Source organism: Pseudomonas sp. GM78, from assembly GCF_000282475.1.
GTDB lineage: Bacteria > Pseudomonadota > Gammaproteobacteria > Pseudomonadales > Pseudomonadaceae > Aquipseudomonas.
On sequence record NZ_AKJF01000069.1, the window covers coordinates 1 to 20,689 of the forward strand.

General features: G+C 56.7%; 22 protein-coding genes. 8 read left to right on the top strand and 14 right to left on the bottom strand.

The genetic code is table 11. From position 1 onward, the window contains the following. Window positions 1-138, top strand: a 138-nt coding sequence (locus PMI35_RS33425) for a peptide-methionine (R)-S-oxide reductase (protein ID WP_008057647.1), incomplete at its 5' end; no start/stop codon positions are given. Between the two features lie 20 nt (window positions 139-158). Then, window positions 159-866 carry a peptide-methionine (S)-S-oxide reductase MsrA gene (gene msrA / locus PMI35_RS21300; RefSeq protein WP_008057648.1) on the top strand — a complete coding sequence of 236 codons (708 nt, stop codon included), beginning with the start codon at window positions 159-161 and terminating at the stop codon, window positions 864-866. A 6-nt stretch (window positions 867-872) separates the two neighbouring features. Here the strand turns inward: msrA and PMI35_RS21295 are convergent, their stop codons facing one another. Both PMI35_RS21295 and PMI35_RS21290 read right to left on the bottom strand, forming a co-directional pair. Next, window positions 873-1,886 (bottom strand): sensor domain-containing diguanylate cyclase, encoded by a 1,014-nt coding sequence (locus PMI35_RS21295; protein ID WP_008057649.1) that lies wholly within the window; start codon window positions 1,884-1,886, stop codon window positions 873-875. A 78-nt stretch (window positions 1,887-1,964) separates the two neighbouring features. Further along, window positions 1,965-2,870: a LysR family transcriptional regulator gene (locus PMI35_RS21290; protein WP_008057651.1), complete on the bottom strand. Its 906-nt coding sequence runs from the start codon at window positions 2,868-2,870 to the stop codon at window positions 1,965-1,967. A gap of 102 nt (window positions 2,871-2,972) precedes the next feature. Here PMI35_RS21290 and PMI35_RS21285 point away from each other — a divergent pair, with 102 nt between their 5' ends. Further along, on the top strand, window positions 2,973-4,160 hold the full coding sequence (locus tag PMI35_RS21285) for an aspartate aminotransferase family protein (protein WP_008057653.1): 1,188 nt from the start codon (window positions 2,973-2,975) through the stop codon (window positions 4,158-4,160). Here PMI35_RS21285 and PMI35_RS21280 read toward each other — a convergent pair. The 4 genes from PMI35_RS21280 to PMI35_RS21265 all read right to left on the bottom strand — a co-directional run bounded on the left by PMI35_RS21280 (window position 4,128) and on the right by PMI35_RS21265 (window position 7,354). Further along, window positions 4,128-4,382 (bottom strand): Txe/YoeB family addiction module toxin, encoded by a 255-nt coding sequence (locus tag PMI35_RS21280; RefSeq protein ID WP_008057655.1) that lies wholly within the window; start codon window positions 4,380-4,382, stop codon window positions 4,128-4,130. The two genes, PMI35_RS21285 and PMI35_RS21280, sit on opposite strands and share 33 nt — an antisense overlap. Beyond that, the gene (locus PMI35_RS21275; RefSeq protein WP_008057656.1) at window positions 4,379-4,633 is read right to left on the bottom strand and encodes a type II toxin-antitoxin system Phd/YefM family antitoxin; all 255 of its coding nucleotides are present in this window, start codon (window positions 4,631-4,633) and stop codon (window positions 4,379-4,381) included. Before PMI35_RS21275 ends, PMI35_RS21280 begins: the two co-directional genes overlap by 4 nt. Before the next feature lie 181 nt (window positions 4,634-4,814). Beyond that, entirely contained in the window at window positions 4,815-5,309 is a 495-nt protein-coding gene (locus tag PMI35_RS21270) for an AAA family ATPase (protein WP_008057658.1), read from the bottom strand. A gap of 125 nt (window positions 5,310-5,434) precedes the next feature. Then, window positions 5,435-7,354, bottom strand: a complete 1,920-nt coding sequence (locus PMI35_RS21265; protein ID WP_008057660.1) for an alkaline phosphatase D family protein — start codon at window positions 7,352-7,354, stop codon at window positions 5,435-5,437. Between the two features lie 116 nt (window positions 7,355-7,470). Here PMI35_RS21265 and PMI35_RS21260 point away from each other — a divergent pair, with 116 nt between their 5' ends. The 3 genes from PMI35_RS21260 (at window position 7,471) to PMI35_RS21250 (ending at window position 8,542) form a co-directional block, all read left to right on the top strand. Then, entirely contained in the window at window positions 7,471-7,734 is a 264-nt protein-coding gene (locus PMI35_RS21260) for a hypothetical protein (RefSeq protein WP_008057662.1), read from the top strand. A 36-nt stretch (window positions 7,735-7,770) separates the two neighbouring features. Next, the gene (locus PMI35_RS21255; RefSeq protein WP_008057663.1) at window positions 7,771-8,112 is read left to right on the top strand and encodes a potassium channel family protein; all 342 of its coding nucleotides are present in this window, start codon (window positions 7,771-7,773) and stop codon (window positions 8,110-8,112) included. 61 nt (window positions 8,113-8,173) lie between these two features. Next, on the top strand, window positions 8,174-8,542 hold the full coding sequence (locus tag PMI35_RS21250; protein ID WP_008057664.1) for a PH domain-containing protein: 369 nt from the start codon (window positions 8,174-8,176) through the stop codon (window positions 8,540-8,542). A gap of 133 nt (window positions 8,543-8,675) precedes the next feature. Here the strand turns inward: PMI35_RS21250 and PMI35_RS21245 are convergent, their stop codons facing one another. The 5 genes from PMI35_RS21245 to PMI35_RS21225 form a co-directional block, all read right to left on the bottom strand. After that, window positions 8,676-8,897 (bottom strand): formate dehydrogenase subunit delta, encoded by a 222-nt coding sequence (locus PMI35_RS21245; protein WP_008057665.1) that lies wholly within the window; start codon window positions 8,895-8,897, stop codon window positions 8,676-8,678. Next, window positions 8,894-11,776, bottom strand: a complete 2,883-nt coding sequence (fdhF, locus tag PMI35_RS21240; RefSeq protein WP_008057667.1) for a formate dehydrogenase subunit alpha — start codon at window positions 11,774-11,776, stop codon at window positions 8,894-8,896. The genes PMI35_RS21245 and fdhF overlap by 4 nt, the downstream gene beginning before the upstream one ends. Then, window positions 11,773-13,329 carry a formate dehydrogenase beta subunit gene (locus tag PMI35_RS21235; protein ID WP_008057669.1) on the bottom strand — a complete coding sequence of 519 codons (1,557 nt, stop codon included), beginning with the start codon at window positions 13,327-13,329 and terminating at the stop codon, window positions 11,773-11,775. The genes fdhF and PMI35_RS21235 overlap by 4 nt, the downstream gene beginning before the upstream one ends. Beyond that, window positions 13,329-13,805 carry a formate dehydrogenase subunit gamma gene (locus PMI35_RS21230; protein ID WP_008057671.1) on the bottom strand — a complete coding sequence of 159 codons (477 nt, stop codon included), beginning with the start codon at window positions 13,803-13,805 and terminating at the stop codon, window positions 13,329-13,331. The genes PMI35_RS21235 and PMI35_RS21230 overlap by 1 nt, the downstream gene beginning before the upstream one ends. A gap of 887 nt (window positions 13,806-14,692) precedes the next feature. After that, the gene (locus PMI35_RS21225) at window positions 14,693-15,001 is read right to left on the bottom strand and encodes a DUF3077 domain-containing protein (RefSeq protein WP_008057673.1); all 309 of its coding nucleotides are present in this window, start codon (window positions 14,999-15,001) and stop codon (window positions 14,693-14,695) included. A gap of 594 nt (window positions 15,002-15,595) precedes the next feature. On the opposite strand from PMI35_RS21225, the gene PMI35_RS21220 reads away from it, so the two are divergent. Then, entirely contained in the window at window positions 15,596-16,660 is a 1,065-nt protein-coding gene (locus PMI35_RS21220; protein ID WP_008057674.1) for a nucleoid-associated protein, read from the top strand. Then, the gene (locus PMI35_RS21215) at window positions 16,632-17,987 is read left to right on the top strand and encodes a hypothetical protein (protein ID WP_032831491.1); all 1,356 of its coding nucleotides are present in this window, start codon (window positions 16,632-16,634) and stop codon (window positions 17,985-17,987) included. The genes PMI35_RS21220 and PMI35_RS21215 overlap by 29 nt, the downstream gene beginning before the upstream one ends. Window positions 17,988-18,194: 207 nt before the next feature. Here the strand turns inward: PMI35_RS21215 and PMI35_RS0132465 are convergent, their stop codons facing one another. The 3 genes from PMI35_RS0132465 to PMI35_RS33795 form a co-directional block, all read right to left on the bottom strand. Beyond that, window positions 18,195-18,446: a hypothetical protein gene (locus PMI35_RS0132465; protein WP_238543159.1), complete on the bottom strand. Its 252-nt coding sequence runs from the start codon at window positions 18,444-18,446 to the stop codon at window positions 18,195-18,197. 522 nt (window positions 18,447-18,968) lie between these two features. Further along, window positions 18,969-19,661 (bottom strand): nucleotidyltransferase domain-containing protein, encoded by a 693-nt coding sequence (locus PMI35_RS33790; protein ID WP_008057676.1) that lies wholly within the window; start codon window positions 19,659-19,661, stop codon window positions 18,969-18,971. An 8-nt stretch (window positions 19,662-19,669) separates the two neighbouring features. Then, window positions 19,670-20,506: a pentapeptide repeat-containing protein gene (locus PMI35_RS33795; RefSeq protein WP_008057678.1), complete on the bottom strand. Its 837-nt coding sequence runs from the start codon at window positions 20,504-20,506 to the stop codon at window positions 19,670-19,672. Window positions 20,507-20,689 lie beyond the last annotated feature (183 nt).

Sequence of the window (20,689 nt, forward strand, 5' to 3'; positions counted from 1 at the left end):
GGCATGGTGCGCGAAGAGGTTTACTGCCGCCGTTGTGGCGGGCATTTGGGCCATGTCTTCGACGACGGGCCGAAACCGACCGGTTTGCGTTATTGCATGAACGGTCTGGCGCTCAAGTTCGAGCCCAGGGCCATCTGAATTTCCCAGGAGTCTGTGACATGAAAAATCTTTTCACCTGGCGCCGCACGCTGTTGGGGCTGGCCGCTGCCGGCATCATCAGCCAATGCTCGGCGTTTTCCTTTGGCGGCGCTGAAGAAGGCGTGCTTCTTCCGCCACCGGCCCTCGACGAAACCACCCAGGCCCGCAGCGAAACCGCGGTGTTCGCTGGTGGTTGCTTCTGGGGTGTGCAAGGGGTGTTCCAGCATGTCAAAGGCGTGAAAAATGCCGTCTCCGGTTACGCCGGTGGCAAAGCCGATACGGCGCAGTACGAGCGCGTCAGCAGCGGCAATACCGGCCATGCGGAATCCGTGGAAGTGACTTTCGACCCGAGCCAGGTCAGCTACGGCACCTTGCTGCAGATCTACTTTTCCGTGGCGCACAACCCGACCGAACTCAATCGCCAGGGGCCGGACACCGGCACCCAGTACCGCTCGGCGATCTTCACCAAGAGCAGCGAGCAGCAACGGGTCGCCCAAGCCTACATTGCCCAGCTCGACTCCGCGCATGCGTTCGATAAGCCGATTGTGACCAAGCTGGAAAGCTTCAACGGTTTTTACCCGGCTGAAGAAGAACACCAGGACTTCCTGACCGAGCACCCGACCTATCCCTACATCGTGATCAACGACTTGCCGAAGGTGGCGCAGCTCAAGCAACTGTACCCGGATCGCTACCAGGAAAAACCGGTGCTGGTGAAGGCGGGGATGTGACGGCGGTTATCCGCTGATCACATTCTTGCCGGCGACTTTCGACCGGTACAGTGCCTGATCGGCCCTGGCCATCAAACCGGTCTGTTGTTCTTCCTCGAAGCGCTGGACCACGCCGAAACTCATGGTCACGTGAAAGTCGCCCACGCACGGCATCTGCGACAGACCCTGGCGGATGGTTGCGGCCAGAGCCCTGGCCTCGGCCAGCGAGGTATCGGGAAGCACCGCGATGAATTCATCGCCGCCCCAACGGGCCAGCAGGTCACCCTCACGCAGGTAGCGCTGCACCCGTTCTACCACCTGTATCAGGGCGGCATCGCCCAAGGCATGGCCGTAGTGATCGTTGATGCTCTTGAAGTCGTCGATGTCCATGGCGATCAATGACAGCGGCTGTCGGAAGCGCTGGGCCCGCTCGCATTCCTGGCGCAGGGCCTGATCCAGGCGATAGCGATTGGCGGTTGACGTCAAGGCATCGGTTTGCGCCAGTTTGCGGTTTTCTTCCAGTTGCTGCTGCAGTTGCTGATTGACCCTGGACAATTCGCGGGTGCGTTCTTCGACGATGGCTTCAAGGGACTGATTGCGCCGTTCAAGCGCTTCGAGCAGGCGCTTCTTGTCTTCGATGCTGCGGTGGGCGCCGACCATCCGCGCCACCGAACCGTCGGCGTTGCGCGCCAGCACGTGGCCGCGGTCTTCGATCCAGATATAACTGCCGTCGTGGGTGCGGCAACGGTACTCGGCCTGATACACCGGCGTGCGCTGGCTCAGATAGTCGTCGAACAGGGCCATCACCTGCGGGAAATCATCGGGGTGGATGATGTTTTCCCAGGTCAATACGTTGTTGTCCAGGGAGTGCGGCGTGTAGCCGAGCATTTCGTACCAGCGGGCGTTGCGGTAGACGAAACCGGTGTTGGCGTTCCAGTCCCAGATACCGTCGCTGACCAGCTCCATGATGGTGTGCAGCATGCCTTCGTTCATGTCCGAGACATTGAACTTCAAGGGTTCGATACTCGAAGTCTCTCCCATTGCTGCTCTCCCTGGCGCTAGCCTGATAGCCAATGACCTGCTCAGTCAGGGAGATTAGTCCAAGGCCCGGCGAGCCTGCTAGTGCTTGCCCCAGATCTGCAGGGCGAAGTCGACGAAACGTCGCAATTTCGGCAGCCGGTAGCGGTCCTGGGCATACATCAGGTTCATCGGCCGGCTCGGCGGGGTGAACCCGGGCATCAGCCCCAACAGCTTGCCGTCCTGGATGTCTTGCTCAACCAGGACATCGGGCATCATCACGATGCCCATGCCGGTTCGTGCCGCTTGATGCAGCCCCGCCGAGCTGTTGATCAGCATCGGTCCGCTGACCGCCACCGTGACTTCGCCTTCGGGGCCGGCCAGGCGCCATTCCTTCTCCACCGAGTGCCAGTCATCGCCGGCGGGATAGGCGAAGGACAGGCAATCGTGGTGGCGCAGGTCTTCCGGTGTTTGCGGCGCGCCGCGACGGGCCACGTACGCCGGGGAGGCGCACATGGTCAGGGTGTAGTCGACCAGTGGGCGGGCAATCAGGTTGGACTCCTCGATGGCACCCAGCCGAAAGGCCACGTCCAGACCGTTTTCCAGCAGGTCCGGGCGCCGGTTGGTGAGCATCACGTCGAGTTTTACCCGGGGGTAGAGCAGGGCGAATTCGCTCAGGGCGGGCGCCAGTTTTTCCGTGCCGAAGGTCAAGGGCGCCGAGATGCGCAACGTGCCGCTGGGTTCATCCACCGCCTGCTCGGCCAGGCGTTCGGAATCCGCCACCAGCCCCAGCACTTCGAGGCAGCGCTGGTAATACGCAGCGCCGAATTCGGTCAGCCGCTGGCGCCGGGTCGTGCGGTTGAGCAAGCGCACACCCAGGCGCTGCTCAAGGGCCTTGAGGTGGTTGCCGACCATGGTCGTGGACATTTTGCACTGCGATGCAGCGCCGGTCATGCTGCCGGCTTCCACCACTTTGACGTAGACGGTCATTGCCTGGAACAGGTCCATTATCAAGCTCGACTTTAAAATGATTGAAGTATTGCAGTATTTATCCAGCTCAGGTGGCTAACCATACTGCAAAAACACCGACCCTTGATGGAGCCTGATGCCATGACCGCCGCCTGCCTGATGAGCACTTACCAACCCTTGGCCTTGAGTTTCAACAAGGGCCTGGGCACGCGCCTGTGGGACCAGGCCGGTCGTGAATACCTGGACGCGGTGGCCGGGGTGGCGGTGACCAACGTCGGGCACTCGCACCCGAAAATCGTCGCGGCCATCAGCGAACAGGCGGGGCTGTTGCTGCACACCTCCAACCTCTACAGCATCGACTGGCAGCAACGCCTGGCCCGCCGGTTGACTGGGCTTGCGGGAATGGACCGGGCGTTCTTCAACAACTCCGGGGCCGAGGCCAATGAAACAGCGCTGAAAATCGCCCGGCTGCACGCTTGGCACAAAGGCATCGAGCAACCCTTGGTGGTGGTCATGGAAAACGCTTTCCATGGCCGCACCCTCGGCACCCTGTCCGCCAGCGATGGCCCGGCGGTGCGCCTGGCTTTCAACAAGTTGCCGGGGGATTTCGTCAAAGTGCCCTTCGGCGACCTCAAGGCGCTGGACAAGGTGCGCCAGGATCACGGCTCACGCATCGTGGCAATCCTGATGGAGCCGATCCAGGGCGAAAGCGGTGTGCAACTGGCACCCCCCGGCTACCTGAAAGCCGTGCGCGAACTCTGCAACCAGCGATCCTGGTTGCTGATGCTCGACGAAATCCAGACCGGCATCGGCCGGACCGGACAGTGGTTCGCGTTCCAGCACGAAGGCATCGTCCCGGACGTCATGACCCTGGCCAAAGGCCTGGGTAACGGCGTCCCGATCGGCGCCTGCCTGGCCCGTGGCAAAGCCGCCGAACTCTTTACCCCGGGCAGCCACGGCAGCACGTTCGGCGGCAACCCGCTGGCCTGCCGGGTCGGCTGCACGGTGCTGGACATCATCGAGGAGCAAGGCCTGCTGGAAAATGCCCGGCTCCAGGGCGAACGCCTGATGAGCAGGCTGCGCATGGAATTGGCGAACCAGGCGAACGTCCTGGCGATCCGCGGCCAGGGCTTGATGATCGGCATCGAACTCAAGCAACCGATCCGCGACCTGAGCCTGATCGCTGCCCGGGATCATGGGTTGCTGATCAACGTGACACGGGGGCAAACCATTCGTTTGTTGCCGCCGCTGACGATTGATGAGCGGGAGGTGGAGATGATTGTCAGGGGGGTGAGTTCAGTAGTGGTATCTGCACATGACAACGCGTAACTCACCGTCTTCGATGGTGTAGACCAGGCGATGTTCAGCCGTTATCCGGCGCGACCAGAAACCGCTCAAGTTGTGTTTGAGCGGTTCCGGTTTTCCGAGCCCCTCGAACGGTTCACGCAGGATGGCTTTGATCAGCAGGTTGATGCGTTTGAGTCCTGCCTTATCGTTTTGCTGAAACCAAAGGTAGTCGTCCCAGCCTTCAGGAGTGAACTCGATATTCATTCTTCAATGAGTTGCCGAGACTTGGTTTTCCCGGCGCGCAGGTTGCCAATCGATTTGATCAGGCGCTCAGCATTGGCGGGGGAGCGAAGCAGGTAGGCGGTCTCTTCGAGGGCGTTGTATTCCGCCAGCGACATCATCACCACCGGCTCGCCTTTCTGGCGGGTGACCAGCAGCGGGGTGCGGTCTTCATTGACGCGATCCATGGTTTCAGCCAGGTGCGCGCGTGCGGTGGTGTAATTGATGGTCTGCATGGTGAAATCCTCGCTTGATGCAAGGAACGTACAGAAATCAGTACAGGTTGACAAGGCGATAGCTCCGAATGGTCGTTATGCAGTTGGCGCATCAACGCTTCTCCTGAGTATCGTCGAAATCTCCTCGGGACGTTTCCGAGAACGCTGTAGTCCTTATCTGATGAGAAGCCGTGAAGATAAATCAATCGGCGTAGTGCATTGCGCTGGCGAAATCGCTGATTTCAGTCCGGCCCATCAATTGAATTCTGCAACCGGCAAACCCTTCGAACAGCTGCCGATGGGCCGTATATCCGCTGGACCCATCACGCTGGCGATAGCTCCCCGCCCACTCAACCAGGGCGATCAGGCGTTCGTCGTCGTTGGCTTCACGCTGGCGGATATTGGCGACGCAAACCTCGTCGGCAACACACAACCAGATCAGCGCCGTCGTGCGGTGCAGAAGTTCGCTGGCGATCCAGCCATAAACGCCTTCGATCACCCAGCGCTCTTGCTCCGCCGCGACCCGCGCCAAGGCCAGGGCTTCGGCGCGGGGGCGGGCGATGCTGTGTTCGTCGGACAGCCAGTGAACGCGGTCGAGATCGGTCCATGGCACCTGCAATCGCTCGGCCAGGCGTTGCGCCAGCCAGCTTTTGCCGGAACCGGAGTTACCGATGATCAGGGTTCGGGTGAGGTCCATGAGCGACACCGATCAACTGTAGGAGTGAGCCTGCTCGCGATGGCTGCGTAACATTCAACTAATAGGCTGGCTGATATACCGCTATCGCGAGCAGGCTCACTCCTACAGGTTTTTAGTCCAGCCCATTAAGCATCATCTTCAGGCGCCACCATTCGCGTCTTCGGCGAGCCATTGGCGTTGTGCTGAAAAATATCCCGTGGCTGCCCTTGTTCATTGAAGTACACCTGGCCGATCCCCGCCGAATTCCACAGCCGTTCGCCCGCTTCAGCATGTTCGGGCACGTGCGGCACGATGCGCATGCGCCGGCGCTTGGTCAGCCAGTTCAACGGCGAACGCGGTGAATACAGCCAGCGATTGAGGCGGTCGAACCACTCCAGCAGGGTTGGCGGAAATTCGTTCTTGATCCCGCTGCTGGTGATCTGCCAGATGCGCGGGCCGGCCTTGCGGTGGCGGATCAGCACTTCGTAGACGAAGGAGTAATGCACATCGCCCGACAGCACCACGTAGTTACCCGGCGTGCGCGAGTGGCGGAAAATGTTCAGGATCACCTGGGCCGCGCCGCGATGGGCCATCCAGTTCTCGGCGTCTACCAGCAGTGGATAACCCAGCCAGCTGAACACCCGTTGTACGGTTTCGATCAGCTTGACGCCGAAGATCGGCGCCGGCGACACGATGATCGCCGAGGGGTGATCCAGCAGTTCCTGCTGCAGTTCGCTGAGGGCTTCCCAGTCCAGCAGGCCCGACGGTTGCTTGAGGGTCATCTCGCTGCGCCAGCGCCGGGTGCGGGTGTCGAGCACCACCATGGCCGGCGTGGTGGGCAGCACGTAGTGCCAGTGCTGGAAGCGCAGCAGCTCATTGATCAGGTCGTCCTGGACATCGCTGTCGAGGTAGCAATCGTCGCCGGTGGCGCTGAGCGAACGGGTTTTTTCCAGTACGGCGCCGAAGGCATCCGGGTTGTTGCCCCAGCCCTGGCACAGCATGTAGGCAAGCAGCGCATTGCCGATGATGCGCCGGGAAAACGGATGGCCGTAGGCCGTTTCCTCCCATTGAGCGGAAAGGTTCCAGTCGTCGGTAATGTCGTGGTCATCGAAAATCATCAACGTCGGCACGTGCGCCAGGGCTCGGGCGACCTTGTCCAGGCCGGCCTTGAACGCGTCGATGCGCGTCTGCTCCAGGGCATAACGCTCGCGCCGTTCCTTGATCAGTTTCGGCGGTTTTGGCGCGATCAGGGTCCAGGGCGTCGGTGACCAGACCAGCAGGTACATGGCCATCACTTCGGCGAAGGTCACCAGGTGATTGTCGGCACTGCTGCTGGTGAAAATCGGCTTGCGCGCGCCACCGAAAAAACGCTCGCGCAGGGTTTCGTTGCTTTGCAGCGCCGGCAACAGGTCCGCGCGGTGGTAGTAACAGGCGGCGTGCCCGTAAAGCTCGGCGCTGTCGCTGACCACGGCGCCCTCCAGATGCTCACCGAACAACCCCAGCCGTTCGATCAAGGCATGGATCGCCCGCAGGGTCGGCCCGGCGACATCGTCGGCGTAGACCTGATCGCCGCTCATCATCAACAACGCCGGACGGTCAGTGGCCGGGTGGTCTTGCGCCAACAGCTCATCGACGCACAGCAGCCCGTCGGTCGCCGGGTGATGGGGCTTGCGGCACGAGCCGTGCAGCAACTGCTCGATGCGGCTGCGCAGGACAAAATTCGGTGCAGTTGCATCGCCGTACAACAGATGCGGCGCCCAGGTGGCGATGCCGGTGCCGTCATCAATCAGCAGGTCGTACTCGATCAATTCATCGCAGGGCAGGGCAGCGTCCAGCGCTACATCGATCAGGTGCACGAACGCGTGGGTACCCACGGCGATCACCGTGCATTGCCTGGCATCGAGACGAATATCGCCCATGCCCTGCAAGCGCAGCGTCAGCTCCAGCGCTCGCGAACCCACCAGCCACAGCACCAGCCGCGTGGGTTCCAGGCGCCGTAATATCGGGCCGGCCAGCACAGGGGGCAGGGATTGAGGGTCGTCGGGTAATGGCAGCGCTTGGGACATCCGGGATAAAAACTCTTGGGGGCACAGAGGCGGGGGATGATAACGCAGCTGACGGCGACACAGGCTAAAGTGAAGCTGCCATGCAGATCGCTGGCGCCCAGCAGAAGAGAGGACCCATGAACAGAATCATCCTGCCGACACTGGCCATTTTGCTGCTCGCCCAGGCCCCGGCCCATGCCATCAACGACAAATACCGCAAACAGCTGGAGAAGTCCGGGTGCACCCAGGTCAGCGAGGCGCAGGGCTGCGATATCCACAAGACCAAGGCCGAAAACGCCAAGGCCGGTTTTGCCAATCCCTCAGTACCTGACGCCGGTGAAAAAACCAAAGACCAGACGATTGACGGAAAGGAAGCCGCCACCCCGCCGGTCAAAAAGTGAACAGCCAGGCTCTTCCGCCCCCAGGACACCCACGTCATGAAGCCCGCCCATACTTCGCAGATCCGTCGAGAGTTCTACAAAGCCGTCGGCTACTACCTTCGAATTGTCTGGCCGATCTTTTCCACCATGCTGGTCGTCATCGTCACGTGCGGCCTGATCATCAGCTACCTGGAAGGCTGGGACGCTTTTGACGGCATCTACTTCGGCTTCGTGACCGGGTTGACCATCGGCTATGGCGAACTCGTGCCGAAACTGGCGCTGTCGCGGATCCTTGCGATATTGCTGGGGTTCAACGGCGTGCTGCTCACGGCGATCTTCGCGGCGATCAGCGTGCGTGCGATCGAGAGTGCGGTACGCACGACCGGCGGAGAAAAGTAAGACAGGCCCAAGGGCATGAAGTCGTGCTTAGATGCGTGTTTTGACAATCAGGGAGAGACCAATGATCGACTTCAACAACAAGGGATTCTTCAAGCTCAAGCAAAACGAGGAATACGCCGAACGGGTTGCCGACCTTTTGCTCGACGGCGAAAAGGTCATCGACTCGTACAAATCCATGCGCGACGGCGTGGTGTTCACCAACAAGCGCATCATCGCGGTGAACGTACAGGGCATCACCGGCAGCAAGAAAGACTTCACCTCGTTGCCGTATAAAAACATCGTGGCGTATTCGGTGGAGACTTCGGGGACGTTCGATCTGGATTCTGAGCTGGAGATTTATTTTTCGTCGTTGGGCAAAGTGAAATTCGAATTCACCGGTAAGACCTCGATGGTCGAGGTCTCCAAGCTGATCTCCCAGCACCTGCTCTGACACTACACACACACCCTGTAGGAGCGAGCCTGCTCGCGATGGTCGTTAACGATAACGCGGGAAGCCTGGCACCCCGCAGTGTTCTCGAGTCCATCGCGAGCAGGCTCGCTCCTACAGGTTTTCGGTCAGCGGGCTAAGCCTCCCAGCCCGCCCCACTGACCGCCTCTTGCGCCAGCGGGTGCAAGTCCGCGCCCTGATGCGCCGTCTGCCAGGCCAGCAACTCCTTGCGCATACCCGGCGTCCAGTACATCTGCAGATGATTACGCACACCGAGTACCCCCAGTTGCCGGTCCGGCTCGCTGGCGAAGTACTGGGCGATCTGGTTGGCCATCTTGATCAGGTTTTCAGTACTCATCGGCGCACCTCCGCTTTATCGCCACGGGCCTGACGGCGTTCCTTGAGCAAACGGTGCTGTTCGTCGGTGAATTCCTGGAAGCGTTTTTGCCACTCCGAAGGGTGGTACACGCGGCTGACCTCCACGGCGGTGACCTTGTACTCCGGACAGTTGGTGGCCCAGTCGGAGTTGTCGGTGGTAATCACGTTGGCCCCCGATTCCGGGAAGTGGAAGGTGGTGTACACCACGCCCGGCGCAACCCGCTCGGTGACCCGCGCACGCAGCACGGTCTGCCCGGCGCGGCTGCCGATGCCGACCCAATCGCCTTCGTTGATGCCACGGCTCTCGGCGTCGGTCGGGTGGATTTCCAGGCGGTCTTCATCGTGCCAGGCGACGTTCTCGGTACGCCGGGTCTGGGCGCCGACGTTGTATTGGCTGAGGATGCGCCCGGTGGTCAGCAGCAGCGGATAGCGACTGTTGACCTTCTCCTCGGTGGGCACATAGCCGGTGAGCATGAAACGCCCCTTGCCGCGCACGAACTGCTCGATGTGCATGGTCGGCGTGCCGTCCGGTGCCTCGGCGTTGCACGGCCATTGCAGGCTGCCGTGGCGCTCCAGTTCGGCGTAGCTGACGTTGGTGAAGGTCGGCGTGAGGCTGGCGATTTCATCCATGATTTCCGATGGGTGCTTGTAGTTCATCGGGTAGCCCAAGGCGTTGGCCAGGGCCACCGTGCCTTCCCAGTCGGCCTTGCCGCCCAGAGGGTCCATGACCTTGCGTACCCGCGAGATGCGCCGCTCGGCGTTGGTGAAGGTGCCGTCCTTCTCCAGGAACGAAGCGCCCGGCAGGAACACGTGGGCGAACTTGGCGGTTTCGTTGAGGAAAATGTCCTGCACCACCACGCATTCCATGGCCGACAGGGCCGCGGTGACGTGCTGGGTATTCGGGTCGCTTTGGGCGATGTCTTCGCCCTGGCAGTACAGGCCCTTGAAACTGCCGGCCAGCGCCGACTCGAACATGTTGGGAATACGCAGGCCCGGGTCGGGTTGCAGGGTGACGTTCCACGCCTGTTCAAACTGCGTGCGCACCACTTCGTTGGAGATGTGCCGGTAGCCGGGCAACTCGTGGGGGAAGGAGCCCATGTCGCAGGAGCCCTGCACGTTGTTCTGCCCCCGCAGCGGGTTCACGCCCACGCCTTCGCGGCCGATGTTGCCGGTGGCCATGGCCAGGTTGGCGATGCCCATCACCGCGGTGCTGCCCTGGCTGTGCTCGGTGACGCCCAGGCCGTAGTAGATCGCGGCGTTGCCGCCGGTGGCGTACAGGCGAGCGGCGGCGCGGATGTCGGCAGGGTCTACCCCGCAGACAGGGGCAAGGGCTTCCGGCGAGTTTTCCGCACGGCTGACGAACTCGCTCCAGCGGGCGAAATCGTTGCCCTCGCAACGGGCGTCGATGAATGGCTGGTCTTGCAGGCCTTCGGTGATGATCACATGGGCCAGGGCGTTGAGCATGGCGACGTTGGTGCCGGGGCGCAGGGCCAGGTGATATTCGGCGCGGGCGTGCACCGAGTCCACCAGATCGATGCGTCGTGGGTCGATGACGATCAGCCGCGCGCCTTCACGCAGGCGGCGTTTGAGCTGCGAGGCGAACACCGGGTGCGCGTCGCTGGGGTTGGCGCCCATCACCAGGATCACGTCGGCCTGCATCACCGAGTCGAAACTCTGGGTGCCGGCGGACTCGCCCAGGGTTTGTTTCAAGCCATAACCGGTCGGCGAGTGGCAGACCCGCGCACAGGTGTCGACGTTGTTGTTACCGAACGCGGCGCGCACCAGTTTCTGCACCAGATAAGTTTCTTCGTTGGTGCAGCGACTGGAGGTGATGCCACCGATGGAGTCGCGGCCGTACTTTTGCTGCAAACGACGGAATTCGCTGGCGGCGTAGGTCACCGCTTCATCCCAGCTGACCTCCTGCCACGGGTCGTTGATGTGCTTGCGGATCATCGGCTTGGTGATGCGATCCGGGTGGGTGGCGTAGCCCCAGGCAAAGCGCCCCTTGACGCAGGAGTGGCCGTGGTTGGCCTGGCCGTTCTTGTCCGGAACCATGCGCACCAGTTGGTCGCCTTTCATCTCGGCGCGGAACGAGCAGCCCACGCCGCAATAGGCGCAAGTGGTGATTACGCTGCGTTCCGGCTGGCCCAGCTCGACCACGCTTTTTTCCATCAGCGTCGCGGTAGGGCAGGCCTGCACACAGGCGCCGCAGGACACGCATTCCGAGTCGAGGAAGTTATCACCGCCAGCCGCCGCCACCCGGGATTCAAAACCACGCCCGGTGATGGTCAGGGCAAAGGTGCCCTGGGTTTCTTCGCAGGCGCGCACGCAACGGTTGCAGACGATGCACTTGCTCGGGTCGTAGTCGAAATAAGGGTTGGAGGTGTCTTTCACATCCTCCAGATGGTTCTCGCCTTCATAGCCGTAGCGCACCTCGCGCAGGCCGACCTGGCCGGCGACAGTTTGCAGCTCGCAGTTGCCGTTGGCCGAGCAGGTCAGGCAGTCCAGCGGGTGATCGGAGATGTACAGCTCCATGACATTGCGGCGCAGGGTCGCGAGCTTCGGCGTCTGGGTGTGCACGCTCATGCCTTCGGTGACCGGCGTGGTGCAGGACGCGGGATAACCGCGCATGCCGTCGATCTCCACCAGGCACATGCGGCAGGAGCCAAAGGCTTCCAGGCTGTCGGTGGCACAGAGTTTCGGAATGGTGGTGCCCAGCAGCGCCGCGGCGCGCATCACCGAGGTGCCTTCGGGCACGCTGATGCTGCGACCGTCGATGTTCAGGGTGACTTGTACCTGGCTCTCGCGGGCCGGCGTGCCCAGATCGATATCGGTTTTCGGATCGAATACAGTGATCATTGCTCGGCCTCCGAGGCTTGCAGACCGAAGTCAGCGGGGAAGTACTTGAGGGCACTGGCGACCGGATAGGAGGTCATGCCGCCCAACGCGCACAGCGAACCGTATTGCAGCGTGTCGCACAGGTCCTTGAGGATGATCACCTGCTGATCACGAGCGGCCTGATCTGGCGCGGCCAGCAGACGGTCGATCACCTCCACGCCCCGGGTCGAACCGATGCGGCAGGGCGTACATTTGCCGCAGGATTCCTCGGCGCAGAACTGCATGGCGAAGCGCGCCATGTGGGCCATGTCCAATGTGTCATCCGCCACCACCACACCACCGTGACCGAGCATCGCGCCGATGGCAGCGAAGGCCTCGTAATCCAGCGGTGTGTCGAATTGCGACGGTGGCACCCAGGCGCCAAGCGGGCCGCCCACCTGCGCGGCCTTCAGCGGTCGGCCACTGGCGGTACCGCCGCCGTAGTCTTCTACCAGCTCGCGCAGGGTCAGGCCAAAGGCCCGCTCCACCAGACCGCCGTGACGAATATTGCCTGCCAGTTGGAAGGGCATGGTGCCCAGGGAGCGGCCCATGCCGTAGTCGCGATAGAACTGCGCGCCCTTGGCCAGAATCAGCGGCACCGAGGCCAGGGTCAGCACGTTGTGCACCAGGGTCGGCTGTCCGAACAGGCCTTGCAACGCGGGAATCGGCGGCTTGGCGCGAACGATTCCGCGCTTGCCTTCCAGCGAGTCCAGCAGCGCGGTTTCTTCACCGCAGATATACGCGCCGGCACCGACTCGCACTTCCATGTCGAAGGCCTGGCCGCTGCCGCCGACATTGGCGCCTAGATACCCTGCTTCACGGGCGATGTTCAGCGCCTGGCGCAGTGTGGCCACGGAGTCGGGGTATTCCGATCGTACATAGATGTAGCCGAAGCTGGCGCCGACGGTTATGCCGGCAATGGCCATGCCTTCGATCAACAGGAAGGGGTCGCCCTCCATCAACATGCGGTCGGCGAAGGTGCCAGAGTCGCCTTCGTCGGCGTTACACACAATGTACTTCTGCGCAGCCTGAGTGCCACGCACCGTGCGCCATTTGATCCCGGCGGGGAAAGCCGCGCCGCCGCGGCCACGCAGGCCCGAATCGAACACCGCCGTCGCGGTCTGCTCGCCACCAATGGCGACGGCCCTTGTCAGGCCTTCGAAACCGCCGTGTGCGCGGTAGTCGTCCAGCGACAACGGCCGGGTAATACCGGCGCGGGCGAACAGCAGGCGTTGTTGGGATTTGAGATAAGGCAGCTCTTCCACCAGGCCCAGGGCCAGGGGATGGCTGGCGTCTTTTTGCAGCGCATCGAGCACTGACGGCACATCGTCTGCGGTCAGCGGGCCGAAGCCGATCCGACCTTGCGGACTGTCCACTTCCAGCAGCGGCTCCAGCCAATACAACCCGCGCGAGCTCGTGCGTTGTAGCTCAAGCGCCAGATTAAGTGCTTTGGCCTGAGTGATCAGCGCGGTGGATACCTCATCGGCCCCCACAGCACGGGCAATCGAATCACAAGGCAGATAAAGAGTCGGCATCACGCGTCCTCCCGGCAAGCATCAAGCAGGGCATCCAGCCGCTCGGCACTGAGCCGCGCATGCACCCGACCATCCAGCTCCAGGGCCGGCGAACAAGCACAGGCTCCCAGGCAATAAACGGGGCGCAAACTGATGCTGCCATCGGCGCTGCTGCCGTGATCATCCAGTTGCAGGCGATCACGCAACTGCGCAGCCAACTGCTCGGCCCCACGGCTCTGGCACGACTCCGCGCGGCACAACCGCAGAATATGGCGGGCCGGCGGCGAGGTACGGAAATCATGGTAAAAACTGATCACCCCACGAACCTCCGCCTGACTCAGATTGAGCGCATGAGCAATCTCGGGGACGGCCGCATCGGGGATGTAGCCGATGCGTTCCTGAACATCATGAAGAATCGGCAACAGGGCGCCGGGAGTGCCCTTATGGCGCTCCAACAGGGTGTTGACCACAGACAGGTGCAACTCAACATCAGGCATTCAGCAATCCTCACGGTCACGGACAAACCAGAAGGTCGTCGGTCGTCCGAAAGTGTCGGCTGCGGCACTCACACCACGTCACGGTATCGTGGCATTTTCAGGCCGTTGGCCAGGGCACCCTGAGCGGGCATCTTGTGCGCCCGGCACGGTCTTCGCCGCACCTCTACTGGGCATAAAGGGCAGCTTGCCACGCGGCTGGTGATTGATCCGCACCAAAGCGACGTGCTCGGTTCTGCCTACGACTATGCATTAAGTCTAGATGAGTGCCGCAGGGGGCGTTCACACGCTGGCCTAATGCCAGAAGGGCTTGTCGATGGGTGATGTATAGCAAGCATTGCGGGCAAGAAACAGCATCAGAATAGCGGGTAAATCCAGGGAGCAGAACTCGGACCAACAATGCCCACCAGCGAACTACACCCCCTGTAGGAGCAAAGCTTGCTCGCGATAGCGCCAGCCCAACCACCATCGATGCTGCAGGTACACCGCAAACCCACTCAACCACTGGGCCAAACAATGCATGTCAGCTCACTGCAATCCCTGTGGGAGCGGGCTCGCCCGCGATAGCGCCAGCCCAGCCAACATCACTGCTAAAAACTACCCACCACCTCTCAACCTCCGCCGCCGCCCGCTCGGGCGAAGTTGACATGCTCATCAGGCTCCGACAGCATCAACCCCAATCGCGCCCGATCCTCTGGTGCTGGCTCAGTCCGGCATTACGTTCGAGCCTTCTTGTTTATGAAACACGGAAGTTGCCCAAACCAACCCCCCTGTAGGAGCGAGCATGCTCGCGAAAAACTCAAGGCAACCACCACGCCCGCTGAATGCTCAAGCCCCCGCAACCAAACCCGTCCCTACAAGCGTCCTGCCTGACGTCTAAAACGCAAAAGCTACCCTTCAGCCTCGGCCGCCCGCTTGGGCATCGGCGCAACAGCCCGATCCCGCGTAAGCACCTTCACCGCATCATCCACCAACGCCTTACTCATCGAAGTCAGATAATGTGCAGCCCAGGCATGCCGGTCGGTATCTCTGGCATAGGCAGCATCTTCAGTCAGCGTCTTGGCCAGGAACAAAAAATCAGAAGCCATCGACAACGCATCACCGAGCGGAACACCGCGAGTGACGTGGAACAGTGGTTGATCGGAGCAGTAGATGGCGGGGGTTAAGCCGATGGTTTTGAGTTCGGGTTGTTCAGTCATTGGCCACCTCCGAGGATGGAGAGGCAATGGGGGAGGGGATTACGCGATTGGGAATCGCATAGAGGGAAAAGCCAAATTTCAAACGGATTGATACTGCGCATTATCCAACTCCTTGATATGAGGAGCTGTCACGTTCGTTTCCACACGAATGGGTGACAGCTGTGCGCAGGGTGGAAAACCGGGAATCAAGGAAACCGGCACGCCCGAAGACGTCCCACGCACAGCCGCCATAACTCACGCCGCAGGCATAAAAAAAAGCGCCGGCAGACGTGATGGGGGCGCTGTTGCGCCTTGAATTACACGGGTTTCCACACCCGGTCGCTGAATTGGCAGCGACGGGTGGGAGGGTAACGCGCAGATTTTCGTCCTGCAAGCGTCATTCTTTCGATTTGTAGGCGAGTGAATAAGCAAAATTCGGGTTTGATCTGGGATGCATGGTGCAGTCGGTGTACTTCTAAAAACTTAAATGTGGACGGATCGACGACTTAATAGTAGCTTCGAGCCATTATTGCCCAGGTACGATACTCTGTTCGGGGCGATAATAGTGTTTTGACTTAACAAGACAGCTACATTCACTGAATTGATGGAGCAGAAATGCAGATAGAAAAAGGACTTGAGGTAGTTAGGGATTTTGAGTTTGCTGCTGATGCCAATCTTGAAAGGATAATATTTCATATTGTTGGTCCCGACTTCGTATCACCGAAGATATTGCTTGAAGTCGAAGACCCTGGGAGTTTTTCCGATTTCTTTATCGCGCGTTTGAAGGAGACGTTGAAAGGTACTGCGTATCACTTTAATGCGGATGCCTGGGTAAAGCAGCAAGTGATTCAAGCATTAACTAGTGAGCATGCCTTTGTAGACGTTTCAGAGCGGTTGGCAATTAAATTTCAAGAGTTATATGCCTCGGATAAACGGTTGGCTCCGGGTGTCCTAATGCTGCTTAAAGTGAAGAGTGGTAGCGATGTTTATGGCGCCATAATCAAATACGATGATATGAGTGTTGTTTCATATAAAACGGAAGAGATGTCGGGTGGAAAGGCTAAGCCAATACTGAGCCAGTTTTTGAATAATTTTGTTCAAGATAAAAAGGCTGTGCAAAAATCAGTTCTCATTAATACTATTGACTCGGAATTTTCAAAGGTAATATGTATAGATCGTAGTGGGGCACACGGTGATTTAACTGATAAATTTAAAGACTATCTAGAGGTGCATAGATCTTTTTCCACAGAAATGTTGACTGAGCGCCTAGTGGAAGCGTTGATTGAGGTAGGTAAAGCTCATGCTGGAATCATTCCAGCAGAAATAAGAAAAAAACTAACGGCTAGTGTTAATCAAGCAGTGAAGGATGTCGTAGATTTTGATCCAGAGAATCCTGAAAAACTCCTCGCTGCCGCTTTTGGAGAGGCACATGCTAATACAGAATTGCAAAAGGCTTTTGAGGGTGCATTAAAGAAAAAGAAAATTTCAAATGAAAAATTTTTGATATCTGTGGAAAGCCTAAAAATAGCGAAATCAAAGGTAAAGCAAACTTTTGAAGGCATTAGGGTTGTTTATAACAAAAAGCACGAGGATGAAAATTTTATTTCTTTTAGTACTGAGGGGGGAAGAAAGGTTATAAAGATTATCACGGATGACTACGTGGTTGATGATGATGAATAGTCTATTTTCTAAACTGAAATATAGAAGCGAGTCTATAGATTCCGCTGTATTCGAACCAGTGGATGTGAACGATGAATCTCTCTACTCAGATTTAAATTCTTTAACTAATACAGCTGAGTTGAGTTTTAGCTTGGTGGCAACCGACGAATTTGGTGATGAAATTTCTTTTCCCGTACTCACTATCTTGGAGCTTCCTAAGTTAAGTCGAGTGATGTTTGTTAAGAAAAAAATAAACGGGGTTGCGTTTTTCTTTTCGCCCACTGGTTTTTTGAGTTGTGCCCTGATTGCTGAGATTTCCCAGTTTGGTGAGGTTTATATTTTTGAACAGGATGTTTCATTTAGCTCTTTGCTTTGTGATTTTAAGAGTTGGAATTTTCCGGAGCCGCTGCATGCTTCTACCAAGAAACTGGTTGAAGAGGTTGATGCCCGAAAAATAGTTAGGGATACGACTGGTGAAGTGATACATGCCAGACATGGATTCTGGATTGCACCAGTTATTCCTGATGTTAAAAATAAGCTATATGAAGAGTGGTTGAGGCTTGCTACGTTCAAAGCGTCAGCATTATTGGCATCGGAAATATGGAGAAAAGATGGTCAATTATTTTTAACGCTTAAAGGGGGGCGAAGTCTAGAGATTGGCTATGTGAATCCGGGTACTTCGCATAGCAGCGTAGACTTGCATCGGGTGCATATGGCGCTAGATTGGATTTATAGCCAATCTCGGGATGCGGAGGTGCGGCATACTCTGATATGTCAGCGGATTTCAACGCAGCGCCATAGAAGTCGTGAAAGTTGGTTGGAGTTTTTGTTAAGGTCAGTGGCATGCGCTCACCAGTCGGCTAGAGAGGATTACCGAAGTCATATCCATGTTAAGACAGTTGATTTGCTAAAGGCTGTAACGGATATAAGAAAAACGGTTTCAGAAGAGGTAAATAAAATTGTCGATAGGACTCAGTCGTTAACTACTGGGCTTCTCCGGGATCTCAGTATTTCTTTCACTCTTGTTGCACTTCGACAGGTTTTGATGGCGAAAAATTTTCTATCGGCTGGAGAGACTAAGTTTTTGCTGTTGGCTAATATTTTTTGGTTGATTGTTAGTGTCTGTCTGTCTGGTTATCAAAATAAGTTGTACTTTAGATCGCAGATAAAGTTTCGCTACAATTGGAGTAAAAGGGTTATTGGGCTTATTTCTGCGGATGAGTTTTCAGCATTGTCTCGAAAGCCGTTCAAGGACTCTATAAAGGCGTATAAGAATATAAAAAATTTAGTTAATTTTATTTATGCTTGTTTGGTGATGATTTTGCTCTTCATGGTTTTTTTTAAGTGAGGGTGTTATTGCGTGGTTGTTGATGGTTGAGGTTTCTTCTTTTTATATATTGGTCGCTGCGTGCTATTGCTTTTAAGTTCGTTTGAGATGTTTCGGTGGGGAGTGATTCTTTTGAATGCCATTTTTCGATAATCATGTTTTTAGGGAAGGGTTAAGTTTGCGCTCGGTCGAGCTTATCTAGCGTTCCTGTTTTTAGGTTGTCTGCTTTTATTTATTGAATATTTTTAAAGTAATTTTTTGCGCAATTAGTGGAGTATCAAGCTGCTCCATATATTGAGTCCTAGAAAATTCACCCACCAACCTCCCCAGCTCCCGCCCCAAAGACTTATCCATACCCCCGACAACGCCCAACCCCACACGCTCACCAACCCTCACCTGAATCCCCTCAGCATCCCTCCAGCGCACCAGCAATTCAAACACATCCCGCTGGTAATCCTCTATGATCAAATCATCACGCAAATTTTCGGACTCAGACCTTCGGAGAAAAGGTGACCAGTTTATTTTTCAATACAGCCAGTTAAGTCGCAGGAGGTTTGTAGCGGGGTTCAGTCTAGGAGCTGTTTGTCGCGGCTATTTGCAGCCCAAGGTAAAGTGAAAGAATGTGTAGATTTACTATTGGATTACTATAAAAATATTTTCTCGTCGTTTTGCGCCTTTTTTTACCAGGTGCGATATTATAAGCAAGCATCACGAAGTTGAATTAGTAACCCAGATATAGGAAGGCGTTGCGTTGGCTCATCGTCAAAGATTATTCGGCTCTGATCAGCTTCAGACTTGCACCTTGCGGAAATTCGATGAAGAAGAAAACAAATAGAGTCGAGGTTGTCCACCGATCTTTCTAACTCAGTGAGCCGTTTTTGCCATTGCTGGATCGCTTCAGTGGTCAAACCATGCAGTTCTGACACACTTGAAAATCTATCGTTGACTATAGCGAGCACGTTGCGTTCAGTTTGGACTCGCGAAAAGAAAGAGCCAAAACGGTTAGCTACAGGAGTTTTCACGTGTCACCTCAATAATGTTTTGTGCCCATTTGCATGCTGATTGAAGACCATCCCTTAGCCTCTCTGTAGCAATAGGAGGTGCAGGTAATCCACGTTGTGATGCATGTCGAGCGGCGATAAGTGTTTGGTAGAGTTCCTTGCTGCAGGGAGGTGCGAGTTGAAGATGCGCCGACACGTAAAACGGTGCATATCGGTTAAAACAGGGGCGCCCAAGGATCGAGGAGCTCAACGCCATTCCAATATTGCGAAGAGCAACATAGGCAATTCCCGCTTCATACACCGGAGATTTACTGCCCAGCATGACGGATTGCATTACAGATTTGAGCAAGGTATTGAAGTTTGCCGAGTCAACTAAACCTCCAGTATAGGGAGCAGGAAATGGAAAGGTGTGCAGGTCGTCTTCACAAATTTCCAATCTAGGTAACGGAAGTGCCTCTAGATGTAAATGCCATGCGAATAAATGACCTTCTTTGAACATGCGCTTTAAGTGATCACTAGAATACTCAGCGAATGCGCAATTCACTAACATTGCGGACAAGACTTGCGCTTTTGCATAAGCCTGTATCTGGATGTCTGGTACTTTGTCGTAAACCAGAAGCACATCAGTGTCGCTCATAGGGTCGTGGTCACCTCGCGCAACTGAGCCGAAAAGATATGCTTTAAAATTACTCATCTCTCAAGCTACCTTCTGGATATAAATTTATACAATACAGGTACAGCTAAACCTATAGATGCGTAGCGCAATATAACCGCGAGTACAGAGGTGAATGGACTGGCTGAAACCTCGGCAGCACTTACATTGGGTAGGTCAACATACAATGATGCAAGATAAGATAAGCTCTTAAAATACTGGTGAAGTAATCCGCCAATCGATGCGGTTTCCAGGTTTGTAACCTGTCCAATAGTGTGGAAAAATCCCAATACCATAAGAAAGAAAATAGTCGATAATGCTAGCCTGCATAGCGACTCACCGTGCCCCCATATATACCGCTCCGCTAATAGACGAACATGATGGAGGCGCGCAGCTAGCCGTTGCTGTAGGGAGTACTTCTGATAATATCCAGCGCCTGCATTCGCTATGCCACGCCAATGCTCTATCTCCGTACGAGCCTCATGGTATACGATATCTGCATCCCACGTTGTATCGCCGATGCTGTGCGTATTTGCTCTTAAGTTATGTAGTAGTTCCCAGCGAACGTTCGGATATGTTGGGAGGTTGGCCAGAATTTGAGGAACAGGTAATACGCATCGATGGAAATCAACATAGCTGAAGTCGCAGTTCTCGAATGTCGCGGAGCGAAAAATCGATTCGCGAATTCGTGCTCCAATGAACTTGCAGTTGGTAAAAACTGCTTTATGGAAATAGCCGCGCTCAATGATGCTATACGAGAAATTGCAGTCACTATAGATGACTTTCTTACCCTCTATGTCAGGTAAGTAGCGTCCAGAAAAGTCCAGATGCGAGAGTGTGCGTGCCGTACCGGCACCGAGATCGTCTCGAGTTATAAGGCTTTCCATGGCTTCGCCGTAGGTAAATGGTCGAGGATAACACAGTAGGTTCAATATAGCAGTGCATCAAGCGGTAATGATCGAAAAATTGGCTGTACCTGACTTTTGTCAATGAAAAAAAGATGAGTGAAAAAGGGGGCGGATTAATTATTGGATAAGGCGTGGCGGCCAACGTCTGTCCGGCTAATGGAC

Bases quoted from the DNA above. Each gene is read 5' to 3' on its own strand.
- PMI35_RS21230 (WP_008057671.1), bottom strand. From the start codon at position 13,805: ATGCCTGATGTTGAGTTGCACCTGTCTGTGGTCAACACCCTGTTGGAG.
- PMI35_RS21260 (WP_008057662.1), top strand. From the start codon at position 7,471: ATGAACAGAATCATCCTGCCGACACTGGCCATTTTGCTGCTCGCCCAG.
- PMI35_RS21255 (WP_008057663.1), top strand. From the start codon at position 7,771: ATGAAGCCCGCCCATACTTCGCAGATCCGTCGAGAGTTCTACAAAGCC.
- PMI35_RS21220 (WP_008057674.1), top strand. From the start codon at position 15,596: ATGCAGATAGAAAAAGGACTTGAGGTAGTTAGGGATTTTGAGTTTGCT.
- PMI35_RS21275 (WP_008057656.1), bottom strand. From the start codon at position 4,633: ATGCAGACCATCAATTACACCACCGCACGCGCGCACCTGGCTGAAACC.
- PMI35_RS21245 (WP_008057665.1), bottom strand. From the start codon at position 8,897: ATGAGTACTGAAAACCTGATCAAGATGGCCAACCAGATCGCCCAGTAC.
- PMI35_RS21270 (WP_008057658.1), bottom strand. From the start codon at position 5,309: ATGGACCTCACCCGAACCCTGATCATCGGTAACTCCGGTTCCGGCAAA.
- PMI35_RS21265 (WP_008057660.1), bottom strand. From the start codon at position 7,354: ATGTCCCAAGCGCTGCCATTACCCGACGACCCTCAATCCCTGCCCCCT.
- PMI35_RS21225 (WP_008057673.1), bottom strand. From the start codon at position 15,001: ATGACTGAACAACCCGAACTCAAAACCATCGGCTTAACCCCCGCCATC.
- PMI35_RS21285 (WP_008057653.1), top strand. From the start codon at position 2,973: ATGACCGCCGCCTGCCTGATGAGCACTTACCAACCCTTGGCCTTGAGT.
- PMI35_RS21250 (WP_008057664.1), top strand. From the start codon at position 8,174: ATGATCGACTTCAACAACAAGGGATTCTTCAAGCTCAAGCAAAACGAG.
- PMI35_RS21295 (WP_008057649.1), bottom strand. From the start codon at position 1,886: ATGGGAGAGACTTCGAGTATCGAACCCTTGAAGTTCAATGTCTCGGAC.
- PMI35_RS21215 (WP_032831491.1), top strand. From the start codon at position 16,632: ATGACTACGTGGTTGATGATGATGAATAGTCTATTTTCTAAACTGAAA.
- PMI35_RS21290 (WP_008057651.1), bottom strand. From the start codon at position 2,870: ATGGACCTGTTCCAGGCAATGACCGTCTACGTCAAAGTGGTGGAAGCC.
- PMI35_RS33795 (WP_008057678.1), bottom strand. From the start codon at position 20,506: ATGGAAAGCCTTATAACTCGAGACGATCTCGGTGCCGGTACGGCACGC.
- PMI35_RS21235 (WP_008057669.1), bottom strand. From the start codon at position 13,329: ATGCCGACTCTTTATCTGCCTTGTGATTCGATTGCCCGTGCTGTGGGG.
- PMI35_RS21280 (WP_008057655.1), bottom strand. From the start codon at position 4,382: ATGAATATCGAGTTCACTCCTGAAGGCTGGGACGACTACCTTTGGTTT.
- fdhF (WP_008057667.1), bottom strand. From the start codon at position 11,776: ATGATCACTGTATTCGATCCGAAAACCGATATCGATCTGGGCACGCCG.
- msrA (WP_008057648.1), top strand. From the start codon at position 159: ATGAAAAATCTTTTCACCTGGCGCCGCACGCTGTTGGGGCTGGCCGCT.
- PMI35_RS33790 (WP_008057676.1), bottom strand. From the start codon at position 19,661: ATGAGTAATTTTAAAGCATATCTTTTCGGCTCAGTTGCGCGAGGTGAC.